This is a genomic window from Pedobacter sp. AC464, from assembly GCF_979253075.1.
Window position 1 is genome coordinate 533,359 of record NZ_CEEDBV010000001.1, and the last position, 18,119, is coordinate 551,477.

Consider the following 18,119-nt stretch of genomic DNA (forward strand, 5'->3'; position numbering starts at 1 on the left):
CTTCATTTATGTTACCAAAAATTGTACATCAGATCGTTGGGGAAAAAAAAAATTATGTTGTCCAAAGATGCTTAGCTTCATGGGAAGCACTGTTTGAGGAGGGTTTTGAGATAAAAATTTGGACAGATAAATCCATTGAAGTTTTTATCAAAAAGAACTTTCCTTTTGCACTTGAGTCGATAAAAAGGGCAAGAAACCATGCCGAAGCGTCTGATATTTTTAGGTATTTGGTTGTATTTCACTATGGTGGTCACTATGTCGATTGGGATATTCAGCTATTAAACAAAAGCTCATTCCTGGATTTGTGTGCTTCTAAACCAAACGGATATTTATTGGTTGATAACACTGACGGTAGTTTAGCCTCAGAATGTTTTGCAGCGTGTGCAGGAGAAGATTTCTTGTTTTATTTGGCAAAAGATATCGTTCAGCTTTTTGTAAATGGAGAGAGAGATCTCTTAAATACTCTAAATTATTCTGGTCCATTTCGTATGCGCGATGTTCTTCAGAAATATCAAAATTCGAGGCAGGATATCACTCCTATCAAGGACGTATTCTTGTACGACTACCATGAAATAAAAACGATGCCAGAAAGACTTGATATAAGGCCAATGATCCATTATTGGCTTCATTCGTGGCTTCCTGATAAAAACATTTGTACAAGTGCGGTCATGCCTGTTGCAACTAGGCATAATCAAATAACGAGCATGTAGTTAAAAATTCATGCGAACGCAACATAGCCCGTTCCGAAAAGGCTATTCAACCTAAAAAAAATGTTATGAAACTAAATGAAATTTCTCAAAGTCAAATCTTCTCCCGTGATGAATTAAAAGCTATAAGAGGTGGCGACGGTTACTATGGGGATGTAGATGGCTATATGGCTTGTCGTGATTCTAACCAAGACCTTCTAGCGGGAATTAATGTTACTAATTGCGACGTAGAAAATTGGGACTATTATTGCCAAAACTACGGTAGCTATGACAAGAATAAGTCGAATTGTAATGTGATCGGCTCTTAAAAAAAATGATGGCTCGGTTTCATACCAGAGTCATCATTATTTACTTTATTAAAATGAAACTAATGAAACTGGTTGTGAACAGACACATTTTATTTATAATAATAATGACACTTGCGATTGTGAACCACTCTATGGGGCAAGGAAACGTCACACTAAGTATTCAAGACAACGTCGAAGGCAAACTAAAAACATCGTTAAATTTTATTATAGAATCCAAGCTGTTTGAGCCACTTGTCGAAAAGCCATCAAAACTCAGCGCTTCTCTAAACGCAGTTGGAAATTTGAATATTACAGGGCTAAAAAAGGTAACAGTAGTCACATGCGCTTTATCAAATCAACTCCCTTTTCAAGTCTTGATGTCACCAGGAGATTCTTTAGGGCTGGTGATATCATCAAACGGTGATAGCAAAAATAGATTGAGTTTCACTTTTACAGGTAAAAATGCAATTCGTTACAATTTTAAATCTTTAAGAGATTCCTTATTGATGACTAAAAAATTGAAAAATGTCAATTCAGCAGAGGCTCTTTTTAAGGCAGTGGACAGTATCGATGCAAAAAATAACAAACTCATAGATACTTATTTCGAAATTGAAAAAGATCAATTTTTGTATGATTATTTATATGCCATTAATAAGGCCAGGGCTTTTGTTGTAATCTATAACGAAGCAAAAAACAACCGTATATCTTTCGAACCAAAAGATTTCAATATTATAAACAAATATTTCCCTAAAACCGAGAAGCATCTTGAAGAGTTACTTGTAACAACAAATGATTACGTATACTCAATGAAATTGGCCAGTCAGATTCTATCTGATCGGAAACCTAACGAAAACACACTTTTGAGAAAAACAAAGGTTATAGATTCAGCATTTCGATCACCGTTGAAAAATATTTTATTAGCCAACTCTTATTATAAATATTCAAATAGTTCCTCCTCTAATGAAAAAGATATTGAAATTGGAAATAACTGGTATCGAAAATATAAAGACAAACTTGGCGACAGTAGCTACAATAATTTTATAGATCAAGGATATTATATTGCTAATCTGATAAACAAAAACCTGCCGGATTCAATCTTAAATCTTAGTTTTTTTTCCAGTGAAAACAAACCCATCAAATTGAGGGAAATTTTATCTAAATATAACAATTCTGCGATAGTACTTGATCACTGGGCTACTTGGTGCGGCCCATGCATATTCGAGTTCAAGGCAGGAAACGAAAATGTCAGACAGGCACAGGTTAAGGGGGTAAAGTTCATCTATATATCTCTTGATTTGGATAGCAAGGTGTCTCAGATGAATAAGTTGATTAAAGAGTATGATTTGGATTCTTATCGGCTTGATAAAAAATCCACAAGTGCTTATTCAAAATATTTTAACATCGGGGAAATTCCGAGATATATTTCCCTCAACAGCCTTGGGGAAGTTAAGAACATAAATTTACCCCGGCCAAGTTCCCGTGAGTTTCCTCAGGCAATGAAAACATTATCTTCTGAAACTAAGTAAGCCTTGAAAAGCTTTTTTAAGGTAAATGGGTCTCAGCTAATTTAAGACAATAGATTTGAATTCCTCTATCGAACTTCCCTTATAATGAATTGAAAAAATATCTGATATGGTTGCTGCCATTGTTAACGATATTTTGATTCGATTAAGAAATTGGGAACAATCATTTATTGAGCTTTAACGATTAACCAATTACTACAAAAGACTAACAGTGAAAAAAATTCCCTTCTATAAACAGGCTAACCAAAAGGATTGTGGCCCGACTTGCTTAAAAATGATTTCAGCTTTTCATGGAAAAATAATTTCAACAGAAAAACTAAGGCAAGAATCTGGGATTAGCAGAGATGGAGTTTCTCTTTTGGGTATTAGTGAAGCAGCTGAAAAACTTGGTTTTAGAACAACAGGCGCTAAGATTACAGTTGCACAACTTAAGGAAATTGAGTTACCGGTCATACTCCATTGGCAACAAAGTCATTTTGTTGTATTGGAACGAATACAAAAAAATAATTTTATTATAATAGATCCGGCAAAAGGCAGGTTGCATTACAGTGAAACAGAATTTTTGAGTTACTGGATATCAATAAGCGGAAGTGTCTTCCAAGAGGGTATAGTCTTAACTTTGAGCCCAACACCTGATTTTTATAATCAGCCAAGTGAAGAAGTAAAACACTTGGAGCTAAGTTACCTTTTTAAATACTTACTGCAATATAGACAGCTCATTTTACAACTTTTTGCAGGACTAGCTATTGGCAGTCTATTACAACTTGTTCTTCCATTCTTAACCCAGTCTATCGTTGACATAGGAATTAATACGAGAGATATAAACTTTATATACATTATCCTAATTGCTCAAACAATGCTTTTCATGGGAAGGATGAGTGTTGATTTTTTGCGTTCATGGATACTCCTACATATTAGTGCCAGGCTCAACATCTCCATTTTAACAGATTTTCTCTTTAAGCTAATGAAATTACCAATAAGTTATTTTGATACTAAAATGACCGGAGATATAATGCAAAGAATGAATGATCAAAAGCGTATCGAAAGTTTTTTGACAGGCCCGACTTTAGGAATTCTCTTTTCGTTTCTCAATTTAATTGTTTTTACAGTTGTACTCGTCTATTATAATACTGACATATTTCTAATCTTCTTGTTAAGTAGTATACTATATAGCTTATGGATTCTTTTCTTTCTAAAGAAGAGACGAACTCTAGATTTTAAACGGTTTGATATTTCATCAAAAAACCAAAGTACTATTGTTCAACTTATTGCTGGTATGCAAGAAATTAAATTGAATAATTGTGAGCAACAGAAAAGATGGGAGTGGGAACGAATTCAAGCTAGGCTTTTCCGTTTCAATATTAAGACTCTCGCCTTGGGGCAATATCAACAAGCGGGAACATTTTTTATAAATGAAGGCAAAAACATTCTGATCACATTTTTAGTTGCAAAATCAGTAATTGATGGCGAATTAACACTTGGAGGGATGATGGCAGTCCAATATATCGTGGGCCAACTAAACAGCCCTATAGAACAGATGCTAACTTTCTTGCAGCAATTACAGGATGCCAAAATCTCTCTCGAACGCCTAAATGAAATCCGTGAAATGGATGATGAGGAATCATCCGACAAAACATTTAGCAAGACTTTACCAACGGACAAAACAATAAGTATAGATAATTTATCATTTACTTATCCTGGGACAGGAAATAGCCCTGTACTTTCAAACATTGATCTAAAGATCCCAGAAGGGAAAACGACCGCAATCGTAGGCATGAGCGGAAGTGGTAAGACTACACTCATAAAAATTTTGTTAAGATTCTACGAGCCGCAAATAGGCGAGATCAAAGTTGGGCAAAGCAATTTGTCAGGTATTAGTTATAAGTTTTGGAGAGGTAAATGTGGAATAGTAATGCAAGAAGGTTTCATCTTTTCTGATAATATCGCACGAAATATTGCTGTCGGAGATGAATATCCTGATTTATCTAAATTAACGCACGCCATAAAAGTTGCAAATATAACTGATTTCATCCAAAGCCTGCCGTTGGGCCTAAACACTATTATTGGCGCAGAGGGAAATGGTATAAGTCAGGGTCAAAAGCAAAGAATTTTGATTGCTAGATCGGTTTATAAGAATCCAGATTATATTTTTTTCGACGAAGCGACAAATGCACTAGACTCCAATAATGAATTGATTATCATGGAGAATTTACAGAGCTTTTTTTCCGGTAGAACTGTTGTCGTTGTTGCACATCGCTTAAGTACGGTAAAAAATGCTGATAATATTATTGTTTTAGATAAAGGTAGAATTATTGAACAGGGCTCACACATCGAGCTCACTGAAGCAAAAGGTAGTTATTTTAGATTAGTGAAAAATCAATTAGAGCTTGGCTCATAATTAGAATTATGGCATTTAATAGAAAGCCTGACAAGTTCAGCAACTTAATCGACGAAAGAGTTCAATACCCACTTGGCGAGAGCTTGGAATGGCGCCAAACCGAAGAACTGGAGGAAATTATTACCGCTGTTCCTAATTGGATATTAAGGCGCGGGATGATGCTTTTATTTACAGTTTTAGTCGGCTTTTTCATTCTTTCCTCAGTCATTCAATATCCTGATGTTATTAAAACAGACTTGGTTATCAACAGTTTAAATTCGCCTAAAACTGTATTGGCGCGACAAAATGGAAAGCTTGCACGACTCCTTGTCGTTGAGGGGCAAAACGTTAACGCTGACCAACCAATTGCCTATCTTGAAAGTATTGCCTCGCCAGTCGATGTATTTAGGCTGAATCAAATTCTTTTAGGTTTTGAATCAGCTTTGGAAAACTCAAAGGCGGATGAATTAATAATACCTGAAAATCTGAAATTAGGAGAGCTGCAAAGTAGTTTTCAAAACTTTTATAATCAATATTTGGAATACAAATCTACTCAAAGTGATGGCTACTATATTAACAGACTTAATTTTTTAAAGAAGGAATTAGAAGTGGTAAATTCACAAAAAAAACAAATTATTACCGAACAATCAATCCAAAAAAAGCAGTATCTGAATCAAAAAGAAGAATATGAAGCTTACTTAAAGCTTTATAACAACAGGGTAATTTCCAGAAGCGAATTCGTTCAACAGGAGAATAAATTTCTTGCCTCACAATACCCACTTCAACAAAGTGAAAATTCTTTGTTGAATAATGATGGAAGTTTGACAATTAAAAGAAAAGAATTATTGGAACTCCAACGTACTATTTCTGAAAACAAATCAAAATTCTTTCAGGCTCTCCATCAAATTCTCTCAGACGTTAACTTGTGGATTACTAGCCATGTGCTAACTGCTCCGGTAAAAGGCAAAATAAATTTTGCGGGCATCGTTCAGGAAAATCAAAATGTAACTGTAGGACAAGAATTATTTATCATCAACCCTGGCAATACAAATTTTTTTGGTATGATTCAAATTCCACAATATAGCATGGGGAAGATTAATAAGGGCGAAAAAACTTTGATTAAAATGAAAAGTTATCCCTATGAACAATATGGCATGATTAGAGGACATATTGATTACATCTCCGAAGTTGCTTATAAGGACAGCGTATTTCTAGCAAAGGTGTATTTTGAAGAATTCGAAAACAAAGATAAGAGTAGGAAAATTATACTAAAAAACGGCATGCACGCCGATGCCGAAATAATTACAGATAATAGCTCATTACTACGACGTTTCTACAGAAATCTCTTGAAAGTCATTAACAGATAGGTAGTATCATGTCCTAAAGTATTCTTAGATAACTGCGGTTCTGTAACTAATGCTCCAATCAGCATAGCAGAACATCAGATACTTACTAGCTACCAGTAAGCTAAAAGGATGTTAACAACAAGCGATTGTTTTTGCTAATCTTGGTCTAATGCTGTATGCGGTAATTATTGTGTAAAGCTCATAAATTGAAGCAATAATGTAAGTATCTATTCCCATAGTTTTTGGACAAATGGAATTGCAAATCCTATTGAAGTATAGAAAAAAAATTCTATCCAACCGTACCCGAAAAATATACCATTGAATTTAGTATGTGTGTAAATGTTATCACCCGTGAAAGTAGCCGAGTCATATTTATCAGTAAAATGAACAGACGGCCAAAAGGCGGGCGTATATTCATCACTTTTAAATAAATAAAATTTTCGCAATGTAAAGTGTTTGGTCTTCCAACCATTAATAATTTCAGTTTTTTCTGTTCTCCCAAAAATCATTTCACCTCGTATGTCAGCAAGATTTACTATTAGTGCTACAGAATTGATTATTAGCCAAATCTTTATTAATCTTTTCTGATTACTTGAATATGAAAATTTTTTCATGGTTAAAGCTAATAATAAAACAATAACAATAAGGTCACCCATTTGTTATGCGATTTATATTGGGAATAGCTCAATTTCGTCGTTTAGAACCATTCGGACTGGATTAAACCAATCTGGTTGACCCCGTTCCATCAGGCCTATAATGGCAAGATTATTTATTATTTTTAATTCAAGTTTTATTTCCGGCGGTACGAGGTTTGCGAGTTGCGGTTTGTCCAATTAATGATTGAAACAAATTTAATTTCTGGTGAGACGGGTCAATCAGGTGCAGTCTATTTTGCGCATTTGTAAATTTGCGAGTTGGGTCGAATATTTGGTTATCATCTTTACCAGAAAACCCAAACCGCTCTCATTCATATTTGCCAAGTTTTTGTGTTCTAAATTTTTAGTACAACGGTTGCGACTTTTCCGAAAAACTAAATTTTTATATAAATCCCTTGCTCTTTAAGTCATCGACAATTGGCCCAAGAACCTGTAAGAAAGCACTTAAGTGTTCAAAGTATTCCTCCGAGAGGGTACTTTTAGTTTTAAAGCCCTGTAAATTAAATACTTACAGGGCTTTATTTTTTACCAACATACTGTTTTACATACGTTTTACTATGAACAAATCTCACATATTGTATGATAGATTTTTGAGGTCCCTTCCTAAGGATAAGTCCCCACCTGACAAGAGCGGAATGAATGCAATTGATTTGAATTACCTCGCTGGCAAAGGTCTCATTGATATAAACTTGAAATTTGAAGCACTTACCAGGTTAACAGATTTAGGGATAGTATTTATTGCAGAAGGTGGTTTTAGAGCACTTTTTTGGAAAAAAGTTTGGCGTATTGTTGCCTTTTCAATTCCAGTTATCATCTCGATTGTCGCTACAACGATATCGTTGGCAACATTAGTCGATGCAAGACATGCACAAGATGCTAATAAAGAAAAATTCAATAAACTAAACCAAAGAATTGATATTCTTAATAAGCAACTAAAGAAGAAGTCATGTGCATATTAGCCCTTCAATCGCTAATTTGAATTTAGTCAGTTGCTAGTAACTTGGGGTTACTTGGTTAATTACTTTCGCCCAATTCCTTTTAACACTTCCGCTCGGGTAGAGAGTTGATAAATTCAAAAGGTCAGGCCTGTAATAAAGTTTCTTTCCATTTATTGTATAAGCGCTAATAATTCCGGCCTTCCTGTAATTTCTGCCAGTTCGGGCAGTAAGGCCAGTTATATTTTGAAACTCATTTAGAGGTACAAAATTATTTTTTATAGTTTTCAACTGCTGTTCAAGTTCGATAATTTTAGCCACAAATGCAGCGGCTTTTTTCGTTGTTCCCATTCTCAAATGTCGCAATTTGCGGAAAGTGCTTTTGATATAATTACTTATGTTTCAGTGAAAATAAAAAGGCATCACAAATTTGAAGGGCTAGTTAATGCATCCGGCGACGGTTATTCATCTATGTTTATATTAGTCATAAGAGAACGATATAATACTTATGGCTCATTCATTGATGCCTGGTTTTCAAACCAATAAATCTACTGGTCAGTAATGTGACTAAGGTTGCTTCTTATAAAATGGACCAATATCAACATATGGCTCTATGACTCCGTTGCGATATGGGCTAAACATTATAACTTTTTCATCATCTCCGCCAAAACTATTTCGATAACCATATTTATACCACGGGTCAAATAGAATCTCACATGTATTTTTACCTGGTAAGAAACGCCACTTTCCTGAGTGACTTTTGGTTTTTCCATTTTTATCGACGTAATGATGTGAAAACGATCCGTCTTTTTTCAAATCAATATAAATTTTGGCACCGTCAGTCATATCTGCTAAATACCTCCCATATTCCGGGGGATCACAATTTTGGTTACATGAAAAGAAAGCTAATACACATGCGAAAAGCAAAATCTTAAATAAGTTGAGTTGATGTTTTTTCATTTGACTATTGTAAAACATTTATGTAAAATATCAAGTCTTGTTTGATTGTCGATAACAGGGGATGTGGTGGTTGTCCGGTAACCCTATCAATATTGTTTCCGGTATGGGCCATCAAGGATGTTAGAGTCGTAGCGTTTGATACAGTAACTTGCAGCCAGCCATCTTGACTAGTAGGCATGAATATGATAGGTGCAACCCGAATAAACAGCCTAGTCAAGTCTGCATTTGCATGAGCCCAAAACGAATTCCAATATCCCGCATGAATATATTTACAATAAACTGTATATTCTACTATTCTAATATAGGTTAAAAAGAATAAATATTGCTTTAAATCACCTAAATGAAGGAGTTTATCTAATATTAAACAATGTTTTAATACATATTTATGTACTCTCCTCTCGAGTACTTCTAAAAATCTACAGCCCTGTAAACTCACAATTTACAGGCTTTTTTGCTTAAAAAAATAAGTTCGAAATTTCATCTTCAAGCATCGAAGGTTTTTACGTCACTCAAACTAATTGGCCTTTAAGTTGTTAACTTAACAAGCAATAATATTGTTATGATTAATATTTCGAAAAACACAAATACGTATGTGCTGGAAGCTGTGAAGAAAGGAGATTATATTTGCCTTGACAACGGTAAGAGAGGAGAAGTTGTAGATATTCAGATATTGAAACACAATACGCAGAATGAATATTTCTATAAAATAAAAAACGACGGGGTAATCTTAGTTATAAAATAACCAGTCAGATTTGTTAGGCGAAAACAGGAAAAGACATAAGCAATAAAAAATTCTAAAATTTATCGTAGTCGCGTGGCATTGGTTCTGCTGAATAATAGCAATAAACCATTGCGCAAATTGAAATAAAATAGAAAGAACCAAGAATTAGAAATAATGTGCTCATAATATAACTATTTGGTTAAAATACTATAACGTTAAGTTAATCAGAATTATTTTGTTAATGAGCATTAATTTCTAATGTACCACAATGATTACACAAAATGGAAAGAAATATCGTACAGTAAGTACCTACCTGGCCTGAAACTTATCTCGATATTGTGAAGGAGTCATTCCAACAGTTTTCCTAAAAATCTTCCTAAATGCCTTCGGATCGTTATAGCCAGAATTATAAATTACTTCAGTCATCTGTTGTGCGGTTTGCTCTAATAGTTTTTTCGCGGCTTCAATCCTGGTTTGTTGCAGATATTCAATTGGGGTTATACCAATAACCTGTTTAAAACGCCTTACAATATTTCTCCGACTAGAAGGTATATCTTTAATCATTTCTTCAATCGTTGCTACATCCTGATAATTGCTTTCAATTTTCTGCTGTGCTGATGCCACAAGCTCGTCATTATGATGCCTAGTTGGTTGAAAAGAACTGAAGTAAGATTGGTTATGTCTGTCCATATCAATAGCAAAAACTTTCGCTGTTTTAATCGCTAAATCTTTTCCACAATGTATCTGCAACAAGTACAGTAACAGGTGAAACGTTGACGTTGCGCCACCACTGGTAAACAATCTGCCGTCTTGGGTAACCGTTTTATCAGGTTTTAAGCGTACAGCCGGAAATGCCGATGCGAAAGCGTTGCAGGCATCAACATGTGTCGTGGCGGCTTTACCGTCGAGTAGGCCGGTTGCACCTAATAAAAATGCACCAGTACAAAAAGTCGCCACTTCTGCGCCGGCATTATATTGTTTAATTATCCATGGTATAAAGCGTTGGTTGGCACCAATTGTATCCTTTATATTGTCTGTTGTGAATGATGGAATTAGCACTAAGTCATAGCACTCGCCATCGTTGATAGTTGAAGCATTATAATTGCCAAAGAAGCTATCCAAGCCTTTTTCTGCTGTCAGTAGACAGATATCAAAGGCCGATTGCGAATTATTTGTCGCCTGAAATTTATTTGCACTGTCGAAAACTTCCAAAATGGCAGCAACACTTAAAAGCTTGTAATGTTGAGGAATTATTATGGCAATTTTAATCATCCGGTTAGATTTAGTATCGTAAATATAATAATAATTGTCTTAAACGCCCCCTAAGGTTGACTTTTACGACAACCACTAGAGGCATTTTTACTGCTAACTTTAATCTCAGTTAAGCGAACAAGAATAATAGAAATGGAAAACAATCCTACGAGTAGTAAAATGTACGGCCTTATTGTGCTGCATGAAATGCATACAGACTTTTTGTTCCGGGCCCTGGAAGGAATTAGCGAAGAGGATGCTGAGCAAAGGTTGGATACTAAAGCAAATCATATTGCCTGGATAACGGGAAGCATTGTTTACGGTAGATTCCAGTTGGCAAAAATGTTGGGTGTTAACGCAGAAGCGGCGACCGGAGCATTTTTTGAAAACAATAAAGGAATTATTGCTGAGGCAAGATATCCCTCTATTGCAGATTTTGAAAATGATTGGAGAAAAATCTCACCCGTATTGCTGGAAGCCCTGACTAACGCGACTGATGCACAACTGAATGGGCCCTTCGAAATGCCGGAAATGGAAATGACAGTTTTCGATTTCGTTTCTTTCACAACCTACCGGGAGGCGAGTTGCATAGGGCAGATAGCATTATGGCGCAGGCTATTAGGATATCCGGCAATGAATTATATGTAGTGTATGGAAAAATTATTTGAGGAAACGAAACAAACATTTGCCGATTTTCAGACTTTGTTTGCAAAATTTCGGGAAAGCCAGGTTAATCAGGTTCCTTTTGTTGGTAGCTGGACGGCCGGACAACTTGTTGAACATGTTAATTTATCAAATGCAGGTTTTGCAGAGGTTATGAATGGCGAAACAGAAAATACATTTCGAAAACCAGATGAAAAAGTTGAGGACATAAAGCGTGTCCTTTTAGATTTTGATTTAAAGTTAAACGCTCCAGATTTTATTGTTCCACCGGAAAAAGAATACGATAGAATTGTTCAGCTTGATAGACTTGCAGAAATTGAATCGGGTATTCTAAAAGTAGTGTCAACGCTCGATTTATCAGCAACATGCAAAGCTTTCGAACTACCGCAAATGGGCTATCTCACAAGGCTTGAAGCAATTTATTTTGTACTATTCCATACACAGCGGCATACAATGCAACTGGCAACCATATTTAGTAAGCTTGCATAAAAAAATAGCCATCAGCGAAAAAATAATTGGGTGCATTAGAAAAAAACAATCCTTTTATTATTTTTAAATAACCAAATCAATCGTAAATTATGAAAATCGCAACTATTATTGTCCGGGTATTACTTGGCGCAATGTATCTTTTCGCATCTGTCAGCTACTTTCTAAAGTACATGCCAGAAAAACCGGTAATGTCGCCTGAACAGATGACATTTATGGCAGGCGTTTCAGCTTCTGTTTATTTAATGCCGCTGATTAAAGTTACAGAACTAATATGTGGCATTTTACTTTTAATCGGCAGAACGGCACCGCTTGCTGCTCTGGTTATTTTCCCCGTTACATTGAACATATTCTTTTATCACCTTTATCTGGGACCGCAACAGCTACCTATGGTTGCCGTTATGCTAATTTTTAATTTGTTTCTATTTTATGCCTACCGTAAAAGGTATCTTCCGATAGTTTCGGTTTAAAATTGGAGGTCGCTGTCATTTTTTCTATTTATTATGTTTGCATAGAAAATGCAAATTGCTATCTTTAAAAACACTAAATAGAAATCGATTATGAGAAAATTTCAAGTTTTACTGCTGCTATTTGCAGCTATAAGTTTTAACGCAATTGCTCAAAGTAAGGATGCTGTCGTTGGGAAATGGTTAAATCCTTCCGGAGAAGGGCAAATAGAAATTTATAAAAAAGGCGATAAATATTTCGGCAAGCTGGCCTGGTTAAAAGAACCAAATATCAATGGCAAACCTAAAACAGATGTTAAAAACCCAACCGCAAGTTTACAAAACCGGCCTTTACTAAATTTGGAAATTTTGAAGGATTTTGTATACGAAGATGGCAAATGGACAGATGGAACTATTTATGATCCAAAAAGTGGAAAAACTTACAGCTGTAATATCTCGCTCAAAGGCAACGATGTAATGAATGTTAGAGGTTACATCGGAATTTCGCTCTTGGGTCGTTCAGAAAGCTTTAGAAGGGTTAAATAAATTATTCTAATATGAAGAAATTATTATGGTGCCTGATTATGGCACCTTTTTTTTGTACTGGCCAAACCCAAACTTTTAGTGTTTTAAACGAAAATTCCAAAACCAGTTTACGGGGCTTGAGTGTAGTTGATAATCGCGTTACCTGGGTGAGCGGCAGTAATGGCGCTGTGGGAAAAACGGTAGACGGTGGTGTAACCTGGCAATGGATAAAACCAAAAGGTTACGAGAAACTAGATTTTCGAGATATCGAAGCCTTTAACGAGAAGGAGGCAATTATTGTTAATGCAGGCTCACCTGCTTATGTATTAAAAACTGTTGATGGTGGTGAACACTGGATTGAAACCTATAAAAACACCGACACAGCCATTTTTTTGGACGGTTTAGGATTTTGGGATAAAAATAAAGCGATAATTTTTGGCGACCCCATTAACAACCAAATGAAGCTTTTGAAAAGTGTAGATGCGGGAAAAAGCTGGCAGGATATTTCTTCCGATCTTCAGATTCCGCTCGCAAAAGGGGAGGCGGCCTTTGCTGCCAGTGGAACCACGATTAAAACTTTACCGGGAGGAAAAACATGGATTGCGAGTGGTGGAACCAAATCAAATATTTATTTCTCGGCAGACTACGGAACTTCCTGGCAACGATTTAAATGTCCGATTTTACAGGGCGAGAACAGTACAGGTCCGTTTTCTATTGATTTCTACGATGCCAAAAATGGTGTGGTTGTTGGTGGTAATTATGTAAAGGATAAAGAAAACAGCAACAACGTGTTGATTACTAACGACGGAAGTAAAAACTGGCTAGAGCCGAAGATTCCCGTTGCAGGATATCGCTCAGGAGTTGCATACATCAATAAGAACACTTTAGTTGCGACAGGAACTTCAGGCACAGATATTTCTATCGATGGTGGTAACACCTGGAAACACATCTCGGACGTTAGTTTTAACTCCGTTCAGAAAGCAAAAAAAGGCAATATGATTGTACTCGCCGGCAATAAAGGATTTATCTACAAACTTGAAATAAAGTAAGGGTTTTAAGGCCCTTACTTATATTTTTTCCACAAAAACCGGTGTTTCCGAAACTTCTACCTGAAGTTTTCCATTGGTAACGTTTACGGTTTTATGTGCCATTTCATCTTTTCCAACTTGCAGGGTATGAATAACTGCTTGCGTAGCCGAGCCCAAATCCAGTTGATAGGTTGAAGTTCTACCTTTCTGGTCTGGAATGGTTAACACATAAATTTCTTTTTTATCAAGCTTATACAAATCAACTATAGGCTGATTGCTTATTGTAGCCGAATAAAAATAGTTTCCAATAAGTTGTTTTGTTTGAAGCATGTAATCTGCCGATGGTCTTTTAGATAAATCATCATTGTGAAATCCTGAAGAACTATATTGCGTAGGATTATTAACACCTCCGGCGTCGTCAAGCATATAGAATATACATCTCGAGATACCATGTCTGGCGTATAAAAGTGAAGTCCTTAAATTCCAGTCTGCCTGTGTAATAAACGAAGTTTTCGATCCAATTGCAATTGCAGACTGAGGGGTTTTACCAACGTCGTAACCGGTTTCCGTAACCCATACTTCCAATCCGGGAGCGTTTTCCTTTGCCATTTTTATAAACTTATCAGCAACAGAACCAATTTCCGAAAGCTCCGGGGCTACGCCCGTTGTAGCGTTTCCGCCATTTAAAAAAGCATCGTTTGCGTACAAGTGGTAATTAATAACATCAAAACACAAATCAACAGTTCCATCGGCCTTTAAACCTCTGTTTTTTCTACACCATTCAACCATTTTAGCAACAAACTCGGGTTTGGCATCTCCCAGTCCGGCCATAACTACCTTCATGTTTGGGTCAGCCGTTTTTACGCCAACGTTTTTACCCATTTTTCCTTTGTTGCCATCGTAAAAAGCCGATAAGTTTGCCGCATATTCTTCAGCACTTTGTTGTGCCTTTTTCCCTGCCCACCATTTATCAGGCTCATTATTACATTCAACATATTTTACAAGGTCTAAGCCAATTTTTACTGAATTTAAATCATCTGCGTTCCATCTTGGCGCCGTATTAACCGAAACTAAAGCTGGATCTACATTTCGGTTAGAACCATATCTGGCTGCAAACTGAAAGCCCATTTTTGCCTGCTTAATGTACGATTCAGGATTACTTTTATCGGCTCCGAAATTAACCGGAGTATTATCTCCGCCCCGCTGGTCGGCCGGATAAGTATTCATAAGCCATGGTGGAATATTTTTGATACAAACCAGCAGGCCGAGGTTGTCTGCTTTCAACCTGCTGTATATCACGTCATAATAAGAGCCGCCAGAGTGCGTGGGATTAAAGGTGTATTTACCTTCGGTCGATTCCATTCGTTCCCAATCTAGGTAATGTCTTATCCCTCCGAAACAATTTATTGTTGCCATCCTAACCTCACTAATTCGATTAGACTGGTTTGGCTCTGTAAAGTCCCACTCAAAAGCATTAACACCCAAATAGTTTTTAAACGCAATATTGGACGTTACTTTACCCGGGTTTTGAGTAAGTTCAATTTCCTCTGCTGTTTTTGGGCCTTTTGAACAGGAGCAAAGAAGCAGAAAAATGACGATCGTACTAAGGCTTTTTCTCATTGTATTGTTGCTGTGTTAGGCGAGTTTACTTTTAAATAATTCCATTGTTCGTTGCCAGGCGAGTTTTGCTGCAGCCTCATTGTAGCGGGTGGGCGATGTGTTATTGTTAAAAGCGTGGTTTACACCGTCATATATAAAAATTTTATAATCAATGTTTGCAGCTTTTAATGCGGCTTCGTAAGCCGGAATCCCAGCATTTATGCGCTCGTCCAATCCGCCATAGTGCATCATTACGCTCGCTTTTATTTTGGGTACGTCAGCCGCTGGGGGTTGTGCGCCATAATAGGCGACAGATGCCTGCAGTTTTGGGTCATTTACAGCCAGTTTATTGGCCATGCCGCCACCCCAGCAAAAGCCCATGCAACCAACTTTTCCATTGCCACCTTTAATTTTACGGAGGTACTCCAATCCCTTCAAATAGTTCTGTAGGTTTTTTTCCGGATCCAGTTTTCCGATCAATTCCCTTCCTTTATCTTCATCGGTCGGCGTGCCGCCCAGTGGTGATAGCGCATCTACACCAAGTGCAATAAAGCCTTCAGCAGCAACGCGTTTAGTTACATCAATAATATGTGGATTTAGGCCTCTATTCTCATGAATTACCAAAACCGCACCCAAGGCTTTTTTACCTTTTGGTTTCGCTAAAATCGCTTTCATTTCGCCCTCAACACCAGGATATGTTATTTCTTCTGATGTGATTTCATCACTTAAAAACTCAGCAGCAGCTACGTAATTATTTTCCAGCAAAGGCAAAACTGTTAACGCTAAGGCTGTACTTCCAGTCAGTATTGCGAGCTTTTTCATAAACTCTTTGCGGCTAAGCTGGCTATGTGTGTACTTATCGTACAGGTTGATGATTTTTTGATTCATGAGGGATGAGATTTATCGTAGCAGCTAAGATAACATTCTGAATCTGGAATTGAAACAATGTTAAAGTGCTAATATCCCGAGGTTTCTAAATTCATTTAATGCATTGAAAAGAAAGCTTTTATCCAATAAATAAGTCTACCTTGTAACAGGTATTGCAAACGGCAAAACCTTAATCCAAAACGATTGGAAAAAATCTTTAATAAACTCATTGATACTTTTATTGAAAACGAAATCGGCATAGCTGATGACTTTATAACTGCAAAACTCGCCGCTCATCTGAGAAATAATATATCAGAACTGTATAAAAATGAACAGTTCTTATCAGCAGGAACCGGAAATAGTATGGTCGTAAATCAGGACAAACTCGTTCGAAGTGATGTAATTTACTGGCTAGACCGAGAACATAATAATCAATATGAAAATGATTTTTTTGATTTGATGGATAGCTTTATCTTACACTTAAATCAAACTTGCTACACGGGCATTAACGGTTATGAATTTCATTATACGCTATATGAGGAGGGTAGTTTCTATAAAAAACATTTAGATCAGTTTAAAAATAACGGCAGCCGGAAATATTCTATGGTTATGTACTTAAACGTTGACTGGAAACCCGGCGATGGGGGAGAACTTTGCATCTACCAAGATGGGGTTGCCCGTAATATCAGCCCGGAAAACGGGAAAAGCGTTTTTTTTAAAAGCGATGTTCTGGAACATGAAGTTTTAGCAACAAACGTTGCAAGACTTTCTATAACCGGTTGGCTGAAAGTAGATTAGTTTCTGAAAGCTTTAGGGGAACGACCCATTTGCCGTTTAAAAAAAATGTTGAAGTTAGCAGGATACTCAAAGCCAAGGCAATAACCAATTTGAGCAATATTCCATTCGGTGTGTCTTAAAAGGGCAATTGCTTCCGTAGTTATTCTTTTCGCGATATGATGCGACGTAGTTTTGCCGGTAACTTCTTTTACCGCATGGTTTAAGTGGTTTACATGAACCAAAAGCCTGTAAGCAAAATCGTGGGCTGTTCTTAATTCTAAAACGTGTTCGGTAGAACCGATTGGAAACTGGCGTTCTAAAAGCTCGATGAACTGTGTTGTTAAGCGTGCAGATGCATTATTTAGCTTAAAAACCTTATCTTCAGGAATAACTTTTAGGGCTTCATGGGCGATAAGCTGCACATAGTTTCGCAATAAGTCATATTTATAAACATAATCACCATCCATTTCCGAAATCATTTTTGAAAAGATCCTTTTGATAAATTCTTCTTTTTCCGCATCGATGTGAATTACTGGATTGTCATTTATCTTAAGCAATAGCGATTCCCTCAAACTTTCGTTTCTGTTATGGATAAAGTTTTCTGTGAAGAGGCAAAAGTAGCCGTTCGGCGTTGGAGATGTGCTTTCCCAGGCATAAGGTACATTCGGATTGGTGAAGAGAAGTGCTCTTTCCTTAATTTCAATCCGTTTATCTGAATAATGTAAGATGCCGTTGCCAATGATTAAAGAAATTTTATAGAAATCGCGTCTGCTGAAAGCCGAGGGCGTATTTGTACAAACTACAGCTCGGTTAAAAACGTTGAAGTGGCCAATATCATTAACTAAGCCTAAACTCGGTGTCGGGATTTCCGGGCGTGTTATCTTAAGCCTGTTGTAAAAATCCTGCAGCGTTTCTGGTGATGTTAAAGTGCTTGCGTTATCGGTTTTCGCTAACATGTCTTCATT

The 18,119-nt window shown here is 36.6% G+C and carries 20 protein-coding genes; 13 read left to right on the forward strand and 7 right to left on the reverse strand.

All coding sequences use genetic code 11. The annotated features are described in order from the left end of the window. Nucleotides 1–8 precede the first annotated feature (8 nt). From AC0IWT_RS02255 to AC0IWT_RS02275, 5 genes are all read left to right on the forward strand, one after another. Complete coding sequence (locus AC0IWT_RS02255; RefSeq protein ID WP_471795807.1) at nt 9–710, forward strand: glycosyltransferase family 32 protein; 702 nt, start codon at nt 9–11, stop codon at nt 708–710. A gap of 65 nt (nt 711–775) precedes the next feature. Beyond that, nucleotides 776–1,015: a hypothetical protein gene (locus AC0IWT_RS02260; RefSeq protein ID WP_157274876.1), complete on the forward strand. Its 240-nt coding sequence runs from the start codon at nt 776–778 to the stop codon at nt 1,013–1,015. A 62-nt stretch (nt 1,016–1,077) separates the two neighbouring features. Next, a complete protein-coding gene (locus tag AC0IWT_RS02265) occupies nt 1,078–2,520 on the forward strand; it encodes a TlpA family protein disulfide reductase (protein WP_471795808.1) in 1,443 nt (480 codons plus the stop codon). A 208-nt stretch (nt 2,521–2,728) separates the two neighbouring features. Next, nucleotides 2,729–4,915, forward strand: a complete 2,187-nt coding sequence (locus AC0IWT_RS02270; protein WP_056870621.1) for a peptidase domain-containing ABC transporter — start codon at nt 2,729–2,731, stop codon at nt 4,913–4,915. An 8-nt stretch (nt 4,916–4,923) separates the two neighbouring features. Next, the gene (locus AC0IWT_RS02275) at nt 4,924–6,261 is read left to right on the forward strand and encodes an HlyD family secretion protein (protein WP_471795809.1); all 1,338 of its coding nucleotides are present in this window, start codon (nt 4,924–4,926) and stop codon (nt 6,259–6,261) included. A gap of 206 nt (nt 6,262–6,467) precedes the next feature. Here the strand turns inward: AC0IWT_RS02275 and AC0IWT_RS02280 are convergent, their stop codons facing one another. Next, nucleotides 6,468–6,896, reverse strand: coding sequence for a hypothetical protein (locus tag AC0IWT_RS02280; protein WP_056870619.1), 429 nt, complete (start codon nt 6,894–6,896; stop codon nt 6,468–6,470). A gap of 635 nt (nt 6,897–7,531) precedes the next feature. Between AC0IWT_RS02280 and AC0IWT_RS02285 the strand changes: the two genes are divergently transcribed. Beyond that, nucleotides 7,532–7,855, forward strand: coding sequence for a hypothetical protein (locus AC0IWT_RS02285; protein ID WP_471795810.1), 324 nt, complete (start codon nt 7,532–7,534; stop codon nt 7,853–7,855). 33 nt (nt 7,856–7,888) lie between these two features. On the opposite strand, the gene AC0IWT_RS02290 is transcribed toward AC0IWT_RS02285, so the two are convergent. Then, nucleotides 7,889–8,182: a hypothetical protein gene (locus AC0IWT_RS02290; RefSeq protein WP_471795811.1), complete on the reverse strand. Its 294-nt coding sequence runs from the start codon at nt 8,180–8,182 to the stop codon at nt 7,889–7,891. Between the two features lie 216 nt (nt 8,183–8,398). Next, a complete protein-coding gene (locus AC0IWT_RS02295; protein WP_471795812.1) occupies nt 8,399–8,791 on the reverse strand; it encodes a hypothetical protein in 393 nt (130 codons plus the stop codon). 559 nt (nt 8,792–9,350) lie between these two features. Between AC0IWT_RS02295 and AC0IWT_RS02300 the strand changes: the two genes are divergently transcribed. Continuing rightward, nucleotides 9,351–9,533, forward strand: coding sequence for a hypothetical protein (locus tag AC0IWT_RS02300; protein WP_471795813.1), 183 nt, complete (start codon nt 9,351–9,353; stop codon nt 9,531–9,533). Between the two features lie 288 nt (nt 9,534–9,821). On the opposite strand, the gene AC0IWT_RS02305 is transcribed toward AC0IWT_RS02300, so the two are convergent. After that, nucleotides 9,822–10,784: a GlxA family transcriptional regulator gene (locus tag AC0IWT_RS02305; protein ID WP_471795814.1), complete on the reverse strand. Its 963-nt coding sequence runs from the start codon at nt 10,782–10,784 to the stop codon at nt 9,822–9,824. A gap of 132 nt (nt 10,785–10,916) precedes the next feature. Between AC0IWT_RS02305 and AC0IWT_RS02310 the strand changes: the two genes are divergently transcribed. From AC0IWT_RS02310 to AC0IWT_RS02330, 5 genes are all read left to right on the forward strand, one after another. Continuing rightward, entirely contained in the window at nt 10,917–11,411 is a 495-nt protein-coding gene (locus AC0IWT_RS02310) for a DinB family protein (RefSeq protein ID WP_471795815.1), read from the forward strand. A 3-nt stretch (nt 11,412–11,414) separates the two neighbouring features. Then, entirely contained in the window at nt 11,415–11,915 is a 501-nt protein-coding gene (locus AC0IWT_RS02315; protein WP_471795816.1) for a DinB family protein, read from the forward strand. A gap of 89 nt (nt 11,916–12,004) precedes the next feature. Beyond that, on the forward strand, nt 12,005–12,382 hold the full coding sequence (locus AC0IWT_RS02320; protein WP_471795817.1) for a DoxX family membrane protein: 378 nt from the start codon (nt 12,005–12,007) through the stop codon (nt 12,380–12,382). A 90-nt stretch (nt 12,383–12,472) separates the two neighbouring features. Beyond that, nucleotides 12,473–12,904: a DUF2147 domain-containing protein gene (locus AC0IWT_RS02325; RefSeq protein ID WP_056870562.1), complete on the forward strand. Its 432-nt coding sequence runs from the start codon at nt 12,473–12,475 to the stop codon at nt 12,902–12,904. A gap of 11 nt (nt 12,905–12,915) precedes the next feature. Then, on the forward strand, nt 12,916–13,932 hold the full coding sequence (locus AC0IWT_RS02330) for a WD40/YVTN/BNR-like repeat-containing protein (protein WP_471795818.1): 1,017 nt from the start codon (nt 12,916–12,918) through the stop codon (nt 13,930–13,932). An 18-nt stretch (nt 13,933–13,950) separates the two neighbouring features. On the opposite strand, the gene AC0IWT_RS02335 is transcribed toward AC0IWT_RS02330, so the two are convergent. Together AC0IWT_RS02335 and AC0IWT_RS02340 are read right to left on the reverse strand one after the other, a co-directional pair. Continuing rightward, on the reverse strand, nt 13,951–15,531 hold the full coding sequence (locus AC0IWT_RS02335; RefSeq protein ID WP_471795819.1) for a hypothetical protein: 1,581 nt from the start codon (nt 15,529–15,531) through the stop codon (nt 13,951–13,953). A 15-nt stretch (nt 15,532–15,546) separates the two neighbouring features. After that, the gene (locus AC0IWT_RS02340; RefSeq protein WP_056870559.1) at nt 15,547–16,398 is read right to left on the reverse strand and encodes a dienelactone hydrolase family protein; all 852 of its coding nucleotides are present in this window, start codon (nt 16,396–16,398) and stop codon (nt 15,547–15,549) included. Nucleotides 16,399–16,581: 183 nt separating this feature from the next. Between AC0IWT_RS02340 and AC0IWT_RS02345 the strand changes: the two genes are divergently transcribed. After that, nucleotides 16,582–17,175 (forward strand): 2OG-Fe(II) oxygenase, encoded by a 594-nt coding sequence (locus AC0IWT_RS02345; protein WP_471795820.1) that lies wholly within the window; start codon nt 16,582–16,584, stop codon nt 17,173–17,175. Here the strand turns inward: AC0IWT_RS02345 and AC0IWT_RS02350 are convergent. Next, entirely contained in the window at nt 17,172–18,110 is a 939-nt protein-coding gene (locus tag AC0IWT_RS02350) for a helix-turn-helix domain-containing protein (RefSeq protein ID WP_471795821.1), read from the reverse strand. The genes AC0IWT_RS02345 and AC0IWT_RS02350 overlap by 4 nt on opposite strands. Nucleotides 18,111–18,119: the final 9 nt, after the last annotated feature.